Here is a 13,631-nt window from a genome sequence, read left to right as displayed (position 1 = left end):
TGGAGCGGGTGAAGGGAATCGAACCCTCGTCTTAAGCTTGGAAGGCTTCAGCTCTACCATTGAGCTACACCCGCGAGGTCCGACTTCTTTCGACTACAACTTCACTCAGCTTCCTGCATTTGGTGGAGGGGACTGGATTCGAACCAGTGTACTCATAAGAGGGCAGATTTACAGTCTGCTGCCTTTAACCACTCGGCCACCCCTCCGCGAAGGAACCGCAGAGTATGAAGCAACTTTCCAACACTGTCAATACCGTTATTTGCTTATTTCGCAAACGCTGCATGACCGTGCGCTTCGGGGCGAGATTGTAATGGCTACTCCTGCAAATTTGCAAGTGTTGTTTTTGCGTTGCACCGTTTGCTATAAAATTGGTCAACTTATCCCGTGCCCCCGAGCGCCCATTCTGTGAAGAATCCCTCCCCTGGCTGGCAGCGCACGCTGGCCGCCAACCTGTTGATGCTGGCGGCCTACGCGGTCATTGGCCGCTTCTGCCTCTACCTGTCGCTGGCGCCCGCTTATGCCAGCCCGCTTTTCCTGCCGGCCGGGATTGCCCTGGCCGCTGTCGTCACGTATGGGCCGCGCCTGTTGCCCGGGGTTGCCATCGGCGCCCTGCTGATCAATTTCCTGCCCCTGCCGGGCGCGCCCAATCCCCTGACCCTGCCGCCCTTGCCGCAGGGGCTGGCGGCGCTTGCGGCCGCCGCCGGCTCGGTGCTGCAGGCGTGGCTGGGCATGCTGTATTTCCGTCGGGCGATCCGCCCGGAGATTGGCGCCGGCCGCGATGTGCTGCGCTTCCTGCTGCTGGCAGTCAGCGGTACCCTGGTGAGCAGCACGCTGTCCAATGGCGTGGCGGCCGGCGTCGGCGCCATGGCGCCGGGCAATTTGACGACGAGCTGGCTGACCTGGTGGATAGGCGATGCGATTGGCGTGTTGCTGGCTGCGCCGCTGTGTTGGGTACTGTTCGGCCAGCCGCGTGCACTGTGGCAGCGCCGCCGCTTGCTGGTTGGCGTGCCGCAGCTCTTCCTGGTGAGCCTGTGCGTGATGCTGTACGTGCTGGTGGCGCGCTGGGAAACCCGGCAGCACCTCGAGGGCTTCCGCCTCAAAGCGCAGCAGGTGGGCGACTCCCTGCAATCGCGCTTCAGCGAACATGAGCGCTATGTGTTCGCGATGGCGCGCGCCATCAACCGCTACGGCCGCGTGATGTCGGCCCAAGGTTTTGACAAGATTGCACACGGTTACCTCGACCAGCGGCCCGAGCTGCTGTCGATGGCGTGGCTGCGTCCCGTGTCCGAAGCGGAACGCGCGGATTTCGAAGCCTGGGCGCGCGACACCATTGGTGCCGATTTCCGCATGATCGCCCCCTCCGGCGGCCCGGGACACACGCACCGCCATGCGGCGCAAGAGCAAGCCGGGGTACCACCCGGCGATCACATGGTGACATTGTTCATCGAACCTGCCGCGCGCCGCCACTACCAGGGCCTGGACTGGCTGGCAGAACCGGTGCGCGCCCAAGCCGTGCGCGATGCACTGCGCACCGGCAGGCCGGTTGCCAGCGCGCCGGTGATGCTGTCCCTGCCTGGCGAAGGCAGCGGCGTGGTGCTGCTGCAGGCGGTTGATCCGGGCGACGGCCAGCCGGCAGTCGGCATGCTGCTGCTGGCCATGCAGATCGATTCCTATGTCAACGGGGCACTGGCAACGGCCGATTTCCCACACATCCAGGCCCGCCTGGTGGACCGCAGCAAGCCTGGCCCGACAACACTGATCGACCAATTGTCGCGCACACCGAACGAGGATGACTACTGGCGCAAGCTCAGCCTTGGCGGCCGCGACTACGAACTGGTGCTGCTGCCCACCGCCGCATACATGGTGCACCAGCACGGCTGGCAAAGCTGGCTGGTCTTGAGTGCCGGATTGATGCTGACCGGCCTGCTGGGCGCCCTGATGCTGCTGACCAGCGGCGAGCGCGCCCAGATCCAGCAGCAGGTCAAGGAAAGCACGATCCGCCTGCGCGAACGCGAAGCGCGGCTGCAAGCCATCCTCGACAAGGCGGCCGATGCCATCCTCACCATCGATGCCGGTGGCTTGCTGGTGTCGGCCAACGCGGCCGCCTGCCGCCTGTTCGGCTATCCGACCGAAGCGCTGGCCGGCATGCCGCTGGCGATCCTGCTGCCGGAAGCGGAAAGCGACAGCGCGGCGCGCCTGCTGCGCAATATTGCCAGCGGTGCCACCCACGAGCACGAATCGAGCGGCCGCCGCCACGATGGCAGCATTTTCCCGATCGCGATTTCGGTAAGCGAGGTGGAGCTCCCGGACGGCAATGTGTTCGTCGCCATCCTGCACGACCTGACCGAACAGCAGCGCGCCCAGGAACGGATCTACAAGCTGGCCCACCACGACCCGCTGACCGGACTGGATAACCGCCTGTCGCTCAACCTGCGCCTCGACCAGCTGCTGGCGCAGACCCGCCGCGCCCAGGGTACGGCTGCGGTCATGTTCCTCGACCTGGACCACTTCAAGAAGATCAACGACACCCACGGCCACGCTACCGGCGACCAGTTGCTGGTGGCTGTGGCCGACCGCCTGCGCGACCTGCTGCGCGAAGTCGATACCATCGCCCGCCTGGGCGGCGATGAATTCATTGTGGTCACCGGCGGCAATGTGACGCCGGCGGAAGCGAGCCAGATCGCGGTGCGCATCGTCGCCGCACTGGCCGAGCCCTTCCATCTGGCGGGCAAGACCATCCACACCGGGACCAGCGTCGGCGTCGCCATGTTCCCGCCCGATGGCCATGACAGCGCCACCCTGCTGCGCCACGCGGATACGGCGATGTACGCGGCCAAGAGCCAGGGGCGCGGTAATTTCCAGTTTTTTGAAGCGGCCATGAATGCCGCCACCCACGACCGGCTGATGATGGAGAATCGCCTGTGGCAGGCGCTCGAGCGTAAGGAATTCGAACTGTACCTGCAGCCGCAGGTGGAGCTGGCCTCCCGCCGCGTGATCGGCGCGGAAGTGCTGCTGCGCTGGCATCATCCTGAACTGGGCATGGTAGGGCCGGACCGCTTTATTCCGATCGCGGAAGAATCGGGACTGATCCTGCCGCTGGGAGATTGGGTGCTGCAGCAGACGGTGGGCTTGCTGCGCCGCTGGGCGGGTACGCTGCGGCTGGCGGTCAACCTGTCGGCGCGCCAGTGCCACGGCGGCGCCTTGCTGCCGCTGCTGGACCAGTTGCTGCGCGAGAGCGGAATCGATCCGTCGCTGCTGGAGCTGGAGATTACCGAGTCGGCGGCGATGCAGGATCCGGAACGCAGCCGCGACCTGCTGCGCGAGCTGCGGGCACGCGGCATCAAGGTGGCAATCGATGATTTTGGGACGGGATATTCGTCGCTCAGCTACCTGAAGTTGTTCGAGATCGACCGGATCAAGATTGACCGGGGCTTTGTGAAGGATATTGAGAGCGATCCGAATGATGCGGTGATTGTGGCCGCCACGATCGGGCTGGCGCATGCGCTGGGGCTGGGGGTGGTGGCGGAAGGGGTGGAGACGGAGGCGCAGGTGGAATTCTTGCGCAGCAAATGCTGCAATGAGGCGCAGGGGTATCTGTTTGCGCGGCCGATGAAAGTTGCTGAATTTGAGGCGCTGGCGGGGCGTCTTCCTGAACCGGCCTAAAACCGGTGAACCTGGGTCTGACCCGCAGGGTCGGACCCCGCCAGATCAACCGTCAGGGGGCTCCGGGCCTTTGACGTTTTGAGAAGAGCTACGGCGCACAACCCTCCCCCCGCGGTTTACCGGTTTTAAGGCGACAAAGCCGCCAGCACCTGTGCCTTCAGCGCCCGGATCAGCGAAGTCTCATCGGGCGGTACACCCTCCGGCGCCGGCTGTGCGCGATCCGCATAAAACAAACCAAGCTGCACTCCCTGCACCACCAGCGGCAGCACAATAAAGCTGCGCGCATCTGGCAACAGATCCAGGTGCCATTTCGGCAGCAGGTCGCGGATCTTGGCCACGCTCGCATCCGCGATCATCAGGTCCGCATCGTTCTCCAGCGCCAGATGGAACAAGTCCTTTCCCTGCAGCGGAAACACAAACCCCTCCAGCCGCAAGGCCCGCTTATCGCCCAAGGCAATGCGCGCCCGGAACTGCCCAGTCTTCGCATCCTTCAGGCAAACCGTCGCAAAGCGGAACCCCATGCTGCGGTACAAGGTCTCCAGCACCGCCTGCACCAGCTCATTGACGCGCGCCTTGCCTTCCACCCGCATCGTGGTCAGCTCCTGTACGCCGGCCAGCAACTGCTCGCGCGCGTCATACGGCTTGCCACTCGGGTAAGCGCCCTCCCTGGCGCCGGAATCCATGCTGGCCAGCGCCAGCACGCTCGGCAAGGTCCCGGCCGTGCCGGGCGCTTCGTTCGCTTCCGCATACGGATCGCCCGGCTCGCCCGACGCACCGCCCGAAGCGCCATCCAGCTGCATGCTGTTCAACAGCGCATCCATGCTGCTGCGCGCACGCGTCAGCACCGTGGTGATCTGCTCGCGCTCCAGTCCCAGCGAACTGCCAAAGCGCTGGTGCAGGAGCCGCACGTCATCGGACGCGGCGCCGCCCAGGCGCGTCAAGGCGCGTGCCGCATCCATGCTGAAGTGCACCACCTGGCGTATCCATTCCGTGCGGTCCGCGGGCGGCCGCATGGTGCTGCCGTACAGTGGCGTCAGCGAACGGATGATCACATCGGGGATCTTCCATTCGCGCAGTACGGTCGCTGTCAAGGTGTCATAAGTACTGCCCAGTATCATCTGCGAAGCCTGGGCCTGCGAATGCTCGCCGGCCACCACCAGCGCATTGATTTCGCGGAAGCGATCGTGTTCGCGCGAGGCGATCAGCAGCGGGCCCAGGTTCTTGAACAAGGCGCCGATGGCTGCTTCTTCCGCCTTCTGGTAGGGGCTGTAGCGCGCCAGCTCGCGGCCCACCAGGCTGGCGCACAGCGCGGCCTCCAGTTCCACGCGCACGCTTTGCGCATGCTTGCTGTTGGCCATGGTGTCGACCAGCAGCATCGCCAGTGCCGTGGTTTTCACATTATCGAAACCAAGCAGCGAGATTGCATGGGAAATTGTGGTGACCGGCGCGCCCGAGGCCTGGCGGTATTGCGGCGTGTTGGCCAGGCGCAGGATCTTCTGTGTCAGCGCGACGTCGGACAGCACGTGATAGGCCAGGCTCTGCGTGCCCTGGTCGTCCGAGTCGGCCATCTGCACCACGCGCGCGATCGACACGCCAAGCGCAAACAATCCCTCGTCATCGCTGCATAGCTTTTTCAGCAGGTAGGCGCGGACCGGGCGTTCTTCTGGTGGATGGGAGCTCATAGCCCATTGTAGCCCCGGCAGCTATCAAATCGCGACGCGCACTCCAGCTTCGCGCCGCCCAGCCGGCCGGATGTTGTATTTCTTCAATATGTCCTGGTGCAGGCCTGCCAGCGCGTTCAACTTGTCGTTGGCCGGGTCGAGGCGCCGCACCGTGGCCACCAGCGCCAGCGCATGGCGCCCGAGGGCATCGTCCCAGCCCTCGTTTTCCAGGCATTTCAGGATCGCCACCGCCGCGTTGAAGGCCACCTGGGCATTGTCCGGCAGCTTGGCCACCGCTTCCAGCATCAGGTCGACCGCGCCACGGAAATCGCCCTTCTTTGCCAGCGCCGCACCGGCTGCCACCATCTCGCCGACTTCATTGCGGCTTTCGTCGGCCAGGCGCTGGCCCAGTTCGGCGTGGCCGCTCTTTTCCATCATGCGCATGGCGCGCTCCATGGCGCCCGGCGTGGCGCTGTTGCGCATGACGTCGCGCATCACTTCCGTCGCCTGCTCCTCCTTGCCTACTTCCAGGCAGGTGCGCGCCAGTTCCATCTTCATTTCATTCGACAGGCCGGTGGCGGTGCGCGCCCCGCTCACCGCATAGTCCAGCGAAGCATTCATGCGCGCCACATTGCCGGTGAATTCATGCAGCGCGGCCGAAGCGATGGCGCTGCAGACGCCGGTGTTCGGGCTGCCCGACAGCGATTTGTCCAGGTCGCGGATCACCGCAGCCGCCTGCACCGGATCGCCCTTCTTGACCAGGGTCTGCGCCAGCTTGGCATGGTCTTCCGGCGTGCGGAACTCGGAGTAACGCGTCTTACTGACCACCTGCTTGAAGGCGCGCTCGGCGCCATCGACGTCGCCCGCTTCCAGCGCCACTTCGCCCAGCCGGCGCAGGCGGCGCACCGCATGCGGCGACAGTTCGACCGCTTCGGCCAGCACGGCCTGCGCCGCCGCCGGGTTGCCATTCGCTTCATGCGTGCGCGCCAGCCAGTCGTAGGCGTCAAGGAAGCGGCTGTTCTTGCCCAGCAGGTCTTCCAGCATGTCGCGCGCCTCATCGTAGCGGCCGCGCAGGTAGAGGGTCTTGGCCTGGCCCAGCCGGGCCCAGTGCACCTGGCGGCTGGACCACAGCTCGGCGTACAGCGGTTCCGCCAGTTCCGGCTCGCCGGCCTGGATATGCATCTCGGCGCGCAGGCGCCGGAAGTCCAGGGCAAAGCGCGGCTGCGCCGCCTCGCCTTCCTCGCAGGCGTCGATTGCGGCGCGCAGGTCGCCCATGTCGACCAGCTGGTACACCGGCAGCAAGGCATTGCGGCGCTCGAGCGCGCGCCAGATACGTTCCAGCATGGCATCGGCCGCGAAAGGCTTGAGGATGTAATCGTTGGGCATCAGCTCGGCGGCGCTGACCACCTTGCTGAACTGGCCTTCGCCGGTGACCATGAAGAACATGGTGGCAGCATTGACCAGGCGGTGATGCCGCAGGTCTTCCAGCATTTGCTGGCCGTCCTGGCCGCCTTCCAGGGCGTATTCGCACAGCACCAGGTCGTAGGTCCGGGTTTCAAGCGCGCGGATCGCCTGGTTGGAACTGGCGGCATCGTCGATACGCACCAGGCCGCACAAGCTCAGCATATTGTGCAAGCTGGCGCGCATGCTGGGATTGGGCTCGATGACCAGCGCTGTCAGGCCCTTCAGTTCATTCATGGCTTAGGCGGAGGACAAGGGCTGTCCTTATTTTAGCGCTTGCACGCTGCACGCCGTGAACTTTGGTGAGAATGCTGCCGGCAGCGCGGCGCGGCTGCCACAGTCGGGCTTGCTCAGCTGCCCTGCCCCAGCCCCGGGTTGCGTTCGACCACTTCGTTCAGGGCTGCCACCACTGCGGGATCGAACTGGGTGCCGGCGCGGTCGCGGATATAGGTCATGACTTCCGGATACGGCCACGGTTCCTTGTAGGGACGCTCATGCAGCAGGGAATCGAAGACATCGACCACCGCCACGATGCGCGCCGACAATGGTATCTGTTTGCCCTTGAGCTGGCTCGGGTAGCCGCCGCCATCCCAGTGCTCGTGGTGGCCGCCGGCGATTTCCGCGCCGTACGTCAGGTAGCTGACGCCATCGACCATATTGGCCGCACGCTCCAGCACGCTGCGCCCGACAGCAGCGTGGGTTTGCATCAGGGCGCGCTCATCCTCGGTATGCGGGCCCGGCTTCAGCAGGATATGGTCCGGCGTGGCGACCTTGCCCACGTCATGCAGGATGGAGGCGAGGCCGATCATGTCGACCAGTTGCGGCGTCAGCTCGTCGTCATAAACGCCGCGCTCCTTCATGCGCGCTGCAATGGCCGAGGACAGTTGCTGCACGCGCCGCACATGGCCGCCGGTGCAGCCGTCGCGGAATTCCGCCAGGTCGGCCAGCGCCACCACGGTGGCTTCCTGCGCCTTGCGCAACTGGCCGAACATGTACAGGTTGTCGAAGGCGGCAGCAATGCGCTCGCAGAACACTTCCAGCAGGTCGCGCTGGATCTGGGCCAGCGGCCAGGGCGGCGTCACCGAAATCAGCACGTCGCGGTTTTCCTGGGTATGGATGAACAGCACATTGGCCGGATGTTCGAACTGGCTCTTCTTTTCCTTGAAGGCTTTCCGGATGGTCGGCCACAGCGGGTGGCTTTCCGGCATCCGCTCATTCTCGGCCAGTGGCGCGTAACCGCCGGTGGCTGCCACCACGGTGGTATCGCCGGTGTCGACCTGCATCAGGCACAGCACGCCATCGGCCCCCACGTCGAGTATCGCGGACACCTGGTTCAGCACGCCGGAGGCGAATTCCCGCAGCGAATGGATCTGGTACAGGTTGGTCGCGCCGGCCAGGATCTTGCCCAGGCCAATGCGCGAACGCTCCAGCATGTTCAGGCTCTCGTACGCGCGCAGGGCCGAGATCACGGTGGTGAACAGCTTCTGCGTGGTGAGTTCGGTCTTGGCCTTGTAATCGTTGATGTCGTATTCGATGATGACGCGCTGCTCCGGCGCCTGGCCCGGCTGGCCGGTCCGCAGCACGACGCGCACGATGGAGTTGTGCAATTCTTCACGGATGCGGCGCGCCAGCAGCAGGCCGGCATCGTCGGTTTCCATCACGACGTCAAGCAGCACCAGGGCGATGTCCGGCGTATCGCGCAGGATCTCGAAGGCTTCGCGGCCACTGTAGGCTGAGAACAACTCCAGCTCGCGTCCCTTGAAACTGACATTGCGCAGCGCCAGGCGGGTCACCGCGTGCACGTCCTGGTCGTCGTCCACAATCAGCACGCGCCACAGCCGCTGTTCTGGGGATCCTGTCGATGTTGGCTGCTTCTCTTCTTCGTCTTCTTCGAGCAGCCAGTTGTCATCGACGGCTTGAGGGTCCGCCATGAAGTCTCCTTGATCAAAATGCGCTAATCTTTACATCCAGCATAATCAGATTTGACTTAGCTAGCAATTAAAAATTGCCCGCTCGTAAATCGCTTTGCACTCTGATACGCTTTGACAACACAGATTTTGCTGAAGGAAAAAAACCATGCAAGTTACTGCGCAAGAAGACGCTAGCCAAGGCAAGGAATTCCTGGCATTCAAGCTCGGTGCCGAAGAGTACGGCATCGATATCCTGAAGGTGCAGGAAATCCGCGGATACGAGGCGGTGACCCGCATTGCCAACGCGCCCGAGTTCATCAAGGGCGTGATCAACCTGCGCGGCATCATCATCCCGGTGGTGGACATGCGCATCAAATTCAAGCTGGGCGAGCCGGTGTACGACCAGTTCACGGTGGTCATCATCCTGAACATCAATGGCCGCGTGGTCGGCATGGTGGTCGATTCGGTATCCGACGTGACCACCCTGACACCGGAGCAGATCAAGCCGGCGCCCGACATGGGCACGGCCTTCAGCTCGGAATACATGATCGGCCTAGGCACCATCGACGAGCGGATGCTGATCCTGGTGGATATCTACCGCCTGATGGCCAGCCCCGAGATGGGACTGAGCGAGACGCTCACCGCCGGCACGGCTTAACCGCTCTTGGGCGTGCAGCCGTTCTGGCCGGCGCCCAGGTTCAGGTTCTGGTAACGGATTTCGTATTTGCCGTTCGATAGCTGGTCGACCACCAGCTTGTCGTGCGGCTGCACATAGGCGTAGCGCACGTTCGAGCGGCGCTCGAGGTCGTACACCTTGATGAAGACCGGCGAAGCGTTGGCGCTGTTGTCCAGCGTGAGCTGCATATCTTCGCCCTTGTTACCAACCGGGAAACCTTCCACATAACCGGACTGCGCCGGCCACGGCTCACCGTTCGGCGCGACAGACGGGGCAACCTCGGCTTCGCAGTCGACTGCGGCGCCAGGCAGCACCACTTGCGACAGGGCCAGCACCTTGATCGGCGGTGCCGCGGCGGCAGACAGCGCGGGTTCCGGCGAATACGGTTTGGCAACGGCCCAGCCATCGTCGGGCGTCACTTTTTCCACGCGCGGCGGGTGGATCTTCGGGGTGGCGGCCGCCGTGGCTGTCAGCTCGGCCGGAGGCTTGCCGCCCCAGGCCCCCGCCAGCACGCTCGACATGGCGCGCGGCTCGGTCACCGTCAGCACCCCGCCCAGCCAGCCGGCGGCGGCGGCGCCGCTCACCGTGCCCCAGAAGCGCCAGGACTTGAGCACCCGGCGCCGGCGCGGCAGGTCGAGCTGGTCGGACCAGCCCGGCTCATGCGCCGGCTCGTGCTTGGTGCTTTCCAGCCACTCGATTTCCCATTCTTCCTGGGTGATCCATTCATCGTGCTCCTTGCGGCGTTGCGGATCGGACAGCGTGCCATAGGCCGTGTTGACGATTGCCATGATGCGCGCCGCCTTTTCATCGCCAGGATTCTTATCAGGATGATATTTCTGGCTCAGCGCCTTGTAAGCAGCACGTATGACTTCCTGTGGCGCGCCGCGCGCTACCTTCAGGTTGTCATAGTGAGTATGTATCTTTCCCATCTCTCAATCATATTACAAACGGTGGCTGCGGTCGCTGCGCAGCAATTGAGCAGGCAACGCAATGCCATGGCCGATCACCAGCACCTTGAACAATTCTCCCATTTCGGCCGGGGAAAGCAATTTCTGCAATGCGTTGGCGTGCGGCAGGTAATTCATGGCGTCGGCCGGATCATAGCGCTGGATCAGCTCGCCGATGCCGGCGCCGATCAGGAAGCCGGCCTGGCTGTTGTACGCCATCACTTCGGCGCCCGCGTCCTGCGCCGCCAGCGCCATTGCCGTGAAGTCGACGTGGGCGGTAATGTCCTGCAGGCCGGGCAGGTAGAACGGTTCCGCGTGGGCATGGTGGCGATAGTGGCACATCAGGGTGCCGCTGGCGCGGTCGCCCAGGTAATACTCGCGCGCCGGGAAACCATAGTCGAACAGGAAGGCAGCGCCTTTGCCTTTGGCCAGCATGCTGGCCAGCGTGGCCATGAAGCCGCAACCGGCGCCGTGCACTTCGGTGACATAGCCCACCGGCAGTTGTCCGGCGTCCGGCACCTGGCGCTCGACCTGGGCCAGCAACGCCGCACCGGCAGCCGTCGGGCGCCAGGCGAAGCCCGTTTCCGTGATGGCAACATGCAGCGACTGCCAGCCTTGTTCGGTCAGGGTGACCACGTCAACCGGCATCGCGTCCAGCACCTCGTTGCCGAATACGGCGCCTGCAAACGATGGCGGCAGCGCGTCGAGCCAGCGCACTTGCTGGAAATCGCGCAACAGCTCCTGCTGGCGGGCGCGCAACTCGCCGGACAACTCGACGATGGAATAGCTCTCGACCGTGATGCCGGCCGCCGCCGCCTCGGTCAGGATATCCTTCGCCAGCTTGCCCGTTCCTGCGCCGAATTCAAGGATGTGCGGCGCGCTTTGGTCCATAATAGCGGCTGCGACATGCGCCAGCGACTGCCCGAACAAGGCGCTCAGCTCGGGCGCAGTTGTAAAATCGCCATCCTTGCCCAGCTTGGCGGCGCCGCCGCTGTAATAGCCCAGGCCGGGCGCATACAGCGCCAGCTCCATGAAGCGGGAGAACGGGATGGCGCCGCCTTGCCGCGCGATGTCGTCGGCAATCAGGCGCTGCAAGGCTTGGGACGCGGCCAGCGCGTCGGGAGAAGGAGCTGGTAAAGACATGCCGGCATTGTAGCGGTTCAGCGCCGCCCGGCGCCATTTTGCTTGATTTGACTATGACTACAACAATTCCGACGCCCGCGGCGCCGCCGCGCGTGGCCCTGGTGACTGGCGCCGGCCGCCGCCTGGGGCGCGAAATCGCGCTCGGCCTGGCGCGTGCCGGCTGGGACATCGCCGTCCACTACCGCACGTCGCACGACGCAGCGCGCGAAGTGGCGCAAGCTGTTGCCGCCCTCGGCCGCCGCGCCATCACGCTGCAATGCGACCTGTCCGATGAGGAAGCCGTGCGCGGCTTGCTGCCGGCGGCAGTGAAGGCGCTGGAGCGCGTCGACTGCGTGGTGAACAACGCCTCCCTGTTCGATTACGACTCCGACCTGAATATCAGCCACGCCCGGCTCGACGCCCATATGCACGCCAATGTGGCGGCGCCGATCCAGCTTGCGCGCGCCCTGTACGACGCCACGCCGGAAGGCGGCCAGGCGGTGGTTGTGAACCTGCTGGACCAGAAGCTTTATAATCTCAACCCTGATTTCCTGTCCTACACCCTGTCCAAGGCGGCGCTGCAAGCGGCCAACACCATGCTGGCCCAGTCGCTGGCGCCAAAGGTCCGGGTGGTAGGCGTGGCGCCCGGCATCACCATGGTGTCCGGGGACCAGAGCGAGGAAGGTTTCGCCAAGGCGCACACCCAGACGCCATTGGGCCGTTCCAGTACTCCCGAGGACATTGCTGCCGCCGTGGTCTACGCGGCAGGCGCGCGTGCGGTGACCGGCACTACCCTGCTGGTCGATGGCGGCCAGCATTTGCTGCCGTCGCCGCGCGATGTGATGTTCCTTGCCAAATAAATTCTGATTGAAGGTTTAAGCACCATGCTGTCCGCCCTGATTCACCCGCAACTGCAGGACTGCCGCCGGCTGTTCCTGCGCAACTATGAAGTGCTGATCAACATCGGCGTGCACGATTTCGAGAAGAAAGGCGAGCAGCGCGTACTGATCAACGTTGACCTGTACATCCCGCTGGCCGTGTCGACCCCAAAGGCCGACGAGCTGCACGAAGTGGTCGACTATGACTTCATGCGCGAGACCATTGCGCGCCGCATGGCCGAGGGCCACGTGCACCTGCAGGAAACCCTGGTGGACGACGTTGTAATAGCGATGCTGGCGCATCCAAGCGTGCGCGCCGCGCGCGTGTCGACCATGAAGCCTGACGTGTATCCGGACTGCGAAGGCGTGGGCGTGGAAGTATTCAAGATCAAGGACGCAGAATGAACGCGGTAGTGGACACCAAGGCGGAAGACAAGATCGCCTACGAAAACAATAAACTGCACAAGCGCCTGTGCCGCCTGGTCGGACAGGCCATCGGCGACTTCAACATGATTGAAGACGGCGACAAGGTGATGGTATGCCTGTCGGGCGGCAAGGACTCGTATGCATTGCTGGACATCCTGATGACGCTGCGCGAACGCGCGCCGATCAATTTCGAGATCGTGGCCGTCAACCTGGACCAGAAGCAGCCGAACTTCCCGGCCGATGTGCTGCCGGCCTACCTGGAAAAACTGGGCGTGCCGTTCCACATCGAGAACCAGGACACCTACTCCATCGTCAAGCGCCTGATCCCGGAAGGCAAAACCACCTGCTCCCTGTGCTCGCGCCTGCGCCGTGGCATCCTGTACCGCGTGGCCGATGAACTGGGCTGCAACAAGATCGCCCTGGGTCACCACCGCGACGACATCCTCGAGACCTTCTTCCTGAATATGTTCTTCGGCGGGAAGATCAAGGGCATGCCGGCCAAGCTGGTGTCCGATGACGGCAAGCACATGGTGATCCGCCCGCTGGCTTATGTGAAGGAAGAAGACACCGAGCGCTACGCGGCGGTGAAGAATTTCCCCATCATCCCGTGCGACTTGTGCGGCTCGCAGGAAAACCTGCAGCGCAAACAGATCAAGGCCATGCTGCGCGAATGGGAGAAGAAGAACCCGGGCCGGGTGGAAAACACCTTCTCCGCCCTGTCCACCGTGGTGCCATCGCACCTGATGGACCGCGACCTGTTCGGCTTCAAGGACCTGAAAACCGACGGCATCGCCAATCCGCTGGGCGATATCGCCTTCGACGAGGAGCCCTGCGCCACGCCGGCAAGCATGCCGGGCGTGATTCCACTGCAGGCGGAGTAAGGCGCC

The 13,631-nt window shown here is 64.1% G+C and carries 10 protein-coding genes and 2 tRNA genes; 5 read left to right on the top strand and 7 right to left on the bottom strand.

Annotation, left to right across the window (positions count from 1 at the left end):
• Both ACWBU6_RS03600 and ACWBU6_RS03595 read right to left on the bottom strand, forming a co-directional pair.
• Window positions 1–74, bottom strand: a tRNA-Gly gene (locus ACWBU6_RS03600).
• A gap of 46 nt (window positions 75–120) precedes the next feature.
• Window positions 121–206, bottom strand: a tRNA-Tyr gene (locus tag ACWBU6_RS03595).
• A 199-nt stretch (window positions 207–405) separates the two neighbouring features.
• On the opposite strand from ACWBU6_RS03595, the gene ACWBU6_RS03590 reads away from it, so the two are divergent.
• The gene (locus ACWBU6_RS03590; protein WP_452647505.1) at window positions 406–3,663 is read left to right on the top strand and encodes an EAL domain-containing protein; all 3,258 of its coding nucleotides are present in this window, start codon (window positions 406–408) and stop codon (window positions 3,661–3,663) included.
• A 125-nt stretch (window positions 3,664–3,788) separates the two neighbouring features.
• Here the strand turns inward: ACWBU6_RS03590 and ACWBU6_RS03585 are convergent, their stop codons facing one another.
• The 3 genes from ACWBU6_RS03585 to ACWBU6_RS03575 all read right to left on the bottom strand — a co-directional run bounded on the left by ACWBU6_RS03585 (window position 3,789) and on the right by ACWBU6_RS03575 (window position 8,716).
• A complete protein-coding gene (locus ACWBU6_RS03585) occupies window positions 3,789–5,345 on the bottom strand; it encodes an HDOD domain-containing protein (protein ID WP_452647504.1) in 1,557 nt (518 codons plus the stop codon).
• A 24-nt stretch (window positions 5,346–5,369) separates the two neighbouring features.
• Window positions 5,370–7,022: a tetratricopeptide repeat protein gene (locus tag ACWBU6_RS03580; RefSeq protein WP_452647503.1), complete on the bottom strand. Its 1,653-nt coding sequence runs from the start codon at window positions 7,020–7,022 to the stop codon at window positions 5,370–5,372.
• A gap of 113 nt (window positions 7,023–7,135) precedes the next feature.
• Window positions 7,136–8,716, bottom strand: coding sequence for a DUF3369 domain-containing protein (locus tag ACWBU6_RS03575; protein WP_452647502.1), 1,581 nt, complete (start codon window positions 8,714–8,716; stop codon window positions 7,136–7,138).
• Between the two features lie 145 nt (window positions 8,717–8,861).
• Between ACWBU6_RS03575 and ACWBU6_RS03570 the strand changes: the two genes are divergently transcribed.
• Window positions 8,862–9,353, top strand: coding sequence for a chemotaxis protein CheW (locus ACWBU6_RS03570; protein WP_452647501.1), 492 nt, complete (start codon window positions 8,862–8,864; stop codon window positions 9,351–9,353).
• On the opposite strand, the gene ACWBU6_RS03565 is transcribed toward ACWBU6_RS03570, so the two are convergent.
• Together ACWBU6_RS03565 and ACWBU6_RS03560 are read right to left on the bottom strand one after the other, a co-directional pair.
• The gene (locus ACWBU6_RS03565) at window positions 9,350–10,300 is read right to left on the bottom strand and encodes a J domain-containing protein (RefSeq protein WP_452647500.1); all 951 of its coding nucleotides are present in this window, start codon (window positions 10,298–10,300) and stop codon (window positions 9,350–9,352) included. The genes ACWBU6_RS03570 and ACWBU6_RS03565 overlap by 4 nt on opposite strands.
• Window positions 10,301–10,312: 12 nt before the next feature.
• On the bottom strand, window positions 10,313–11,461 hold the full coding sequence (locus ACWBU6_RS03560) for a class I SAM-dependent methyltransferase (RefSeq protein ID WP_452647499.1): 1,149 nt from the start codon (window positions 11,459–11,461) through the stop codon (window positions 10,313–10,315).
• 53 nt (window positions 11,462–11,514) lie between these two features.
• Here ACWBU6_RS03560 and ACWBU6_RS03555 point away from each other — a divergent pair, with 53 nt between their 5' ends.
• The 3 genes from ACWBU6_RS03555 to ttcA are packed head-to-tail and all read left to right on the top strand — an operon-like array spanning window position 11,515 to window position 13,625.
• Window positions 11,515–12,300, top strand: coding sequence for an SDR family oxidoreductase (locus ACWBU6_RS03555; protein ID WP_452647498.1), 786 nt, complete (start codon window positions 11,515–11,517; stop codon window positions 12,298–12,300).
• A gap of 24 nt (window positions 12,301–12,324) precedes the next feature.
• A complete protein-coding gene (locus ACWBU6_RS03550) occupies window positions 12,325–12,723 on the top strand; it encodes a dihydroneopterin aldolase (RefSeq protein ID WP_452647497.1) in 399 nt (132 codons plus the stop codon).
• On the top strand, window positions 12,720–13,625 hold the full coding sequence (gene ttcA, locus ACWBU6_RS03545) for a tRNA 2-thiocytidine(32) synthetase TtcA (RefSeq protein WP_452647496.1): 906 nt from the start codon (window positions 12,720–12,722) through the stop codon (window positions 13,623–13,625). The genes ACWBU6_RS03550 and ttcA overlap by 4 nt, the downstream gene beginning before the upstream one ends.
• Window positions 13,626–13,631: the final 6 nt, after the last annotated feature.

This window comes from Pseudoduganella sp. HUAS MS19 (genome assembly GCF_053615455.1).
This window is presented reverse-complemented; position numbering and strand designations above follow the sequence as displayed.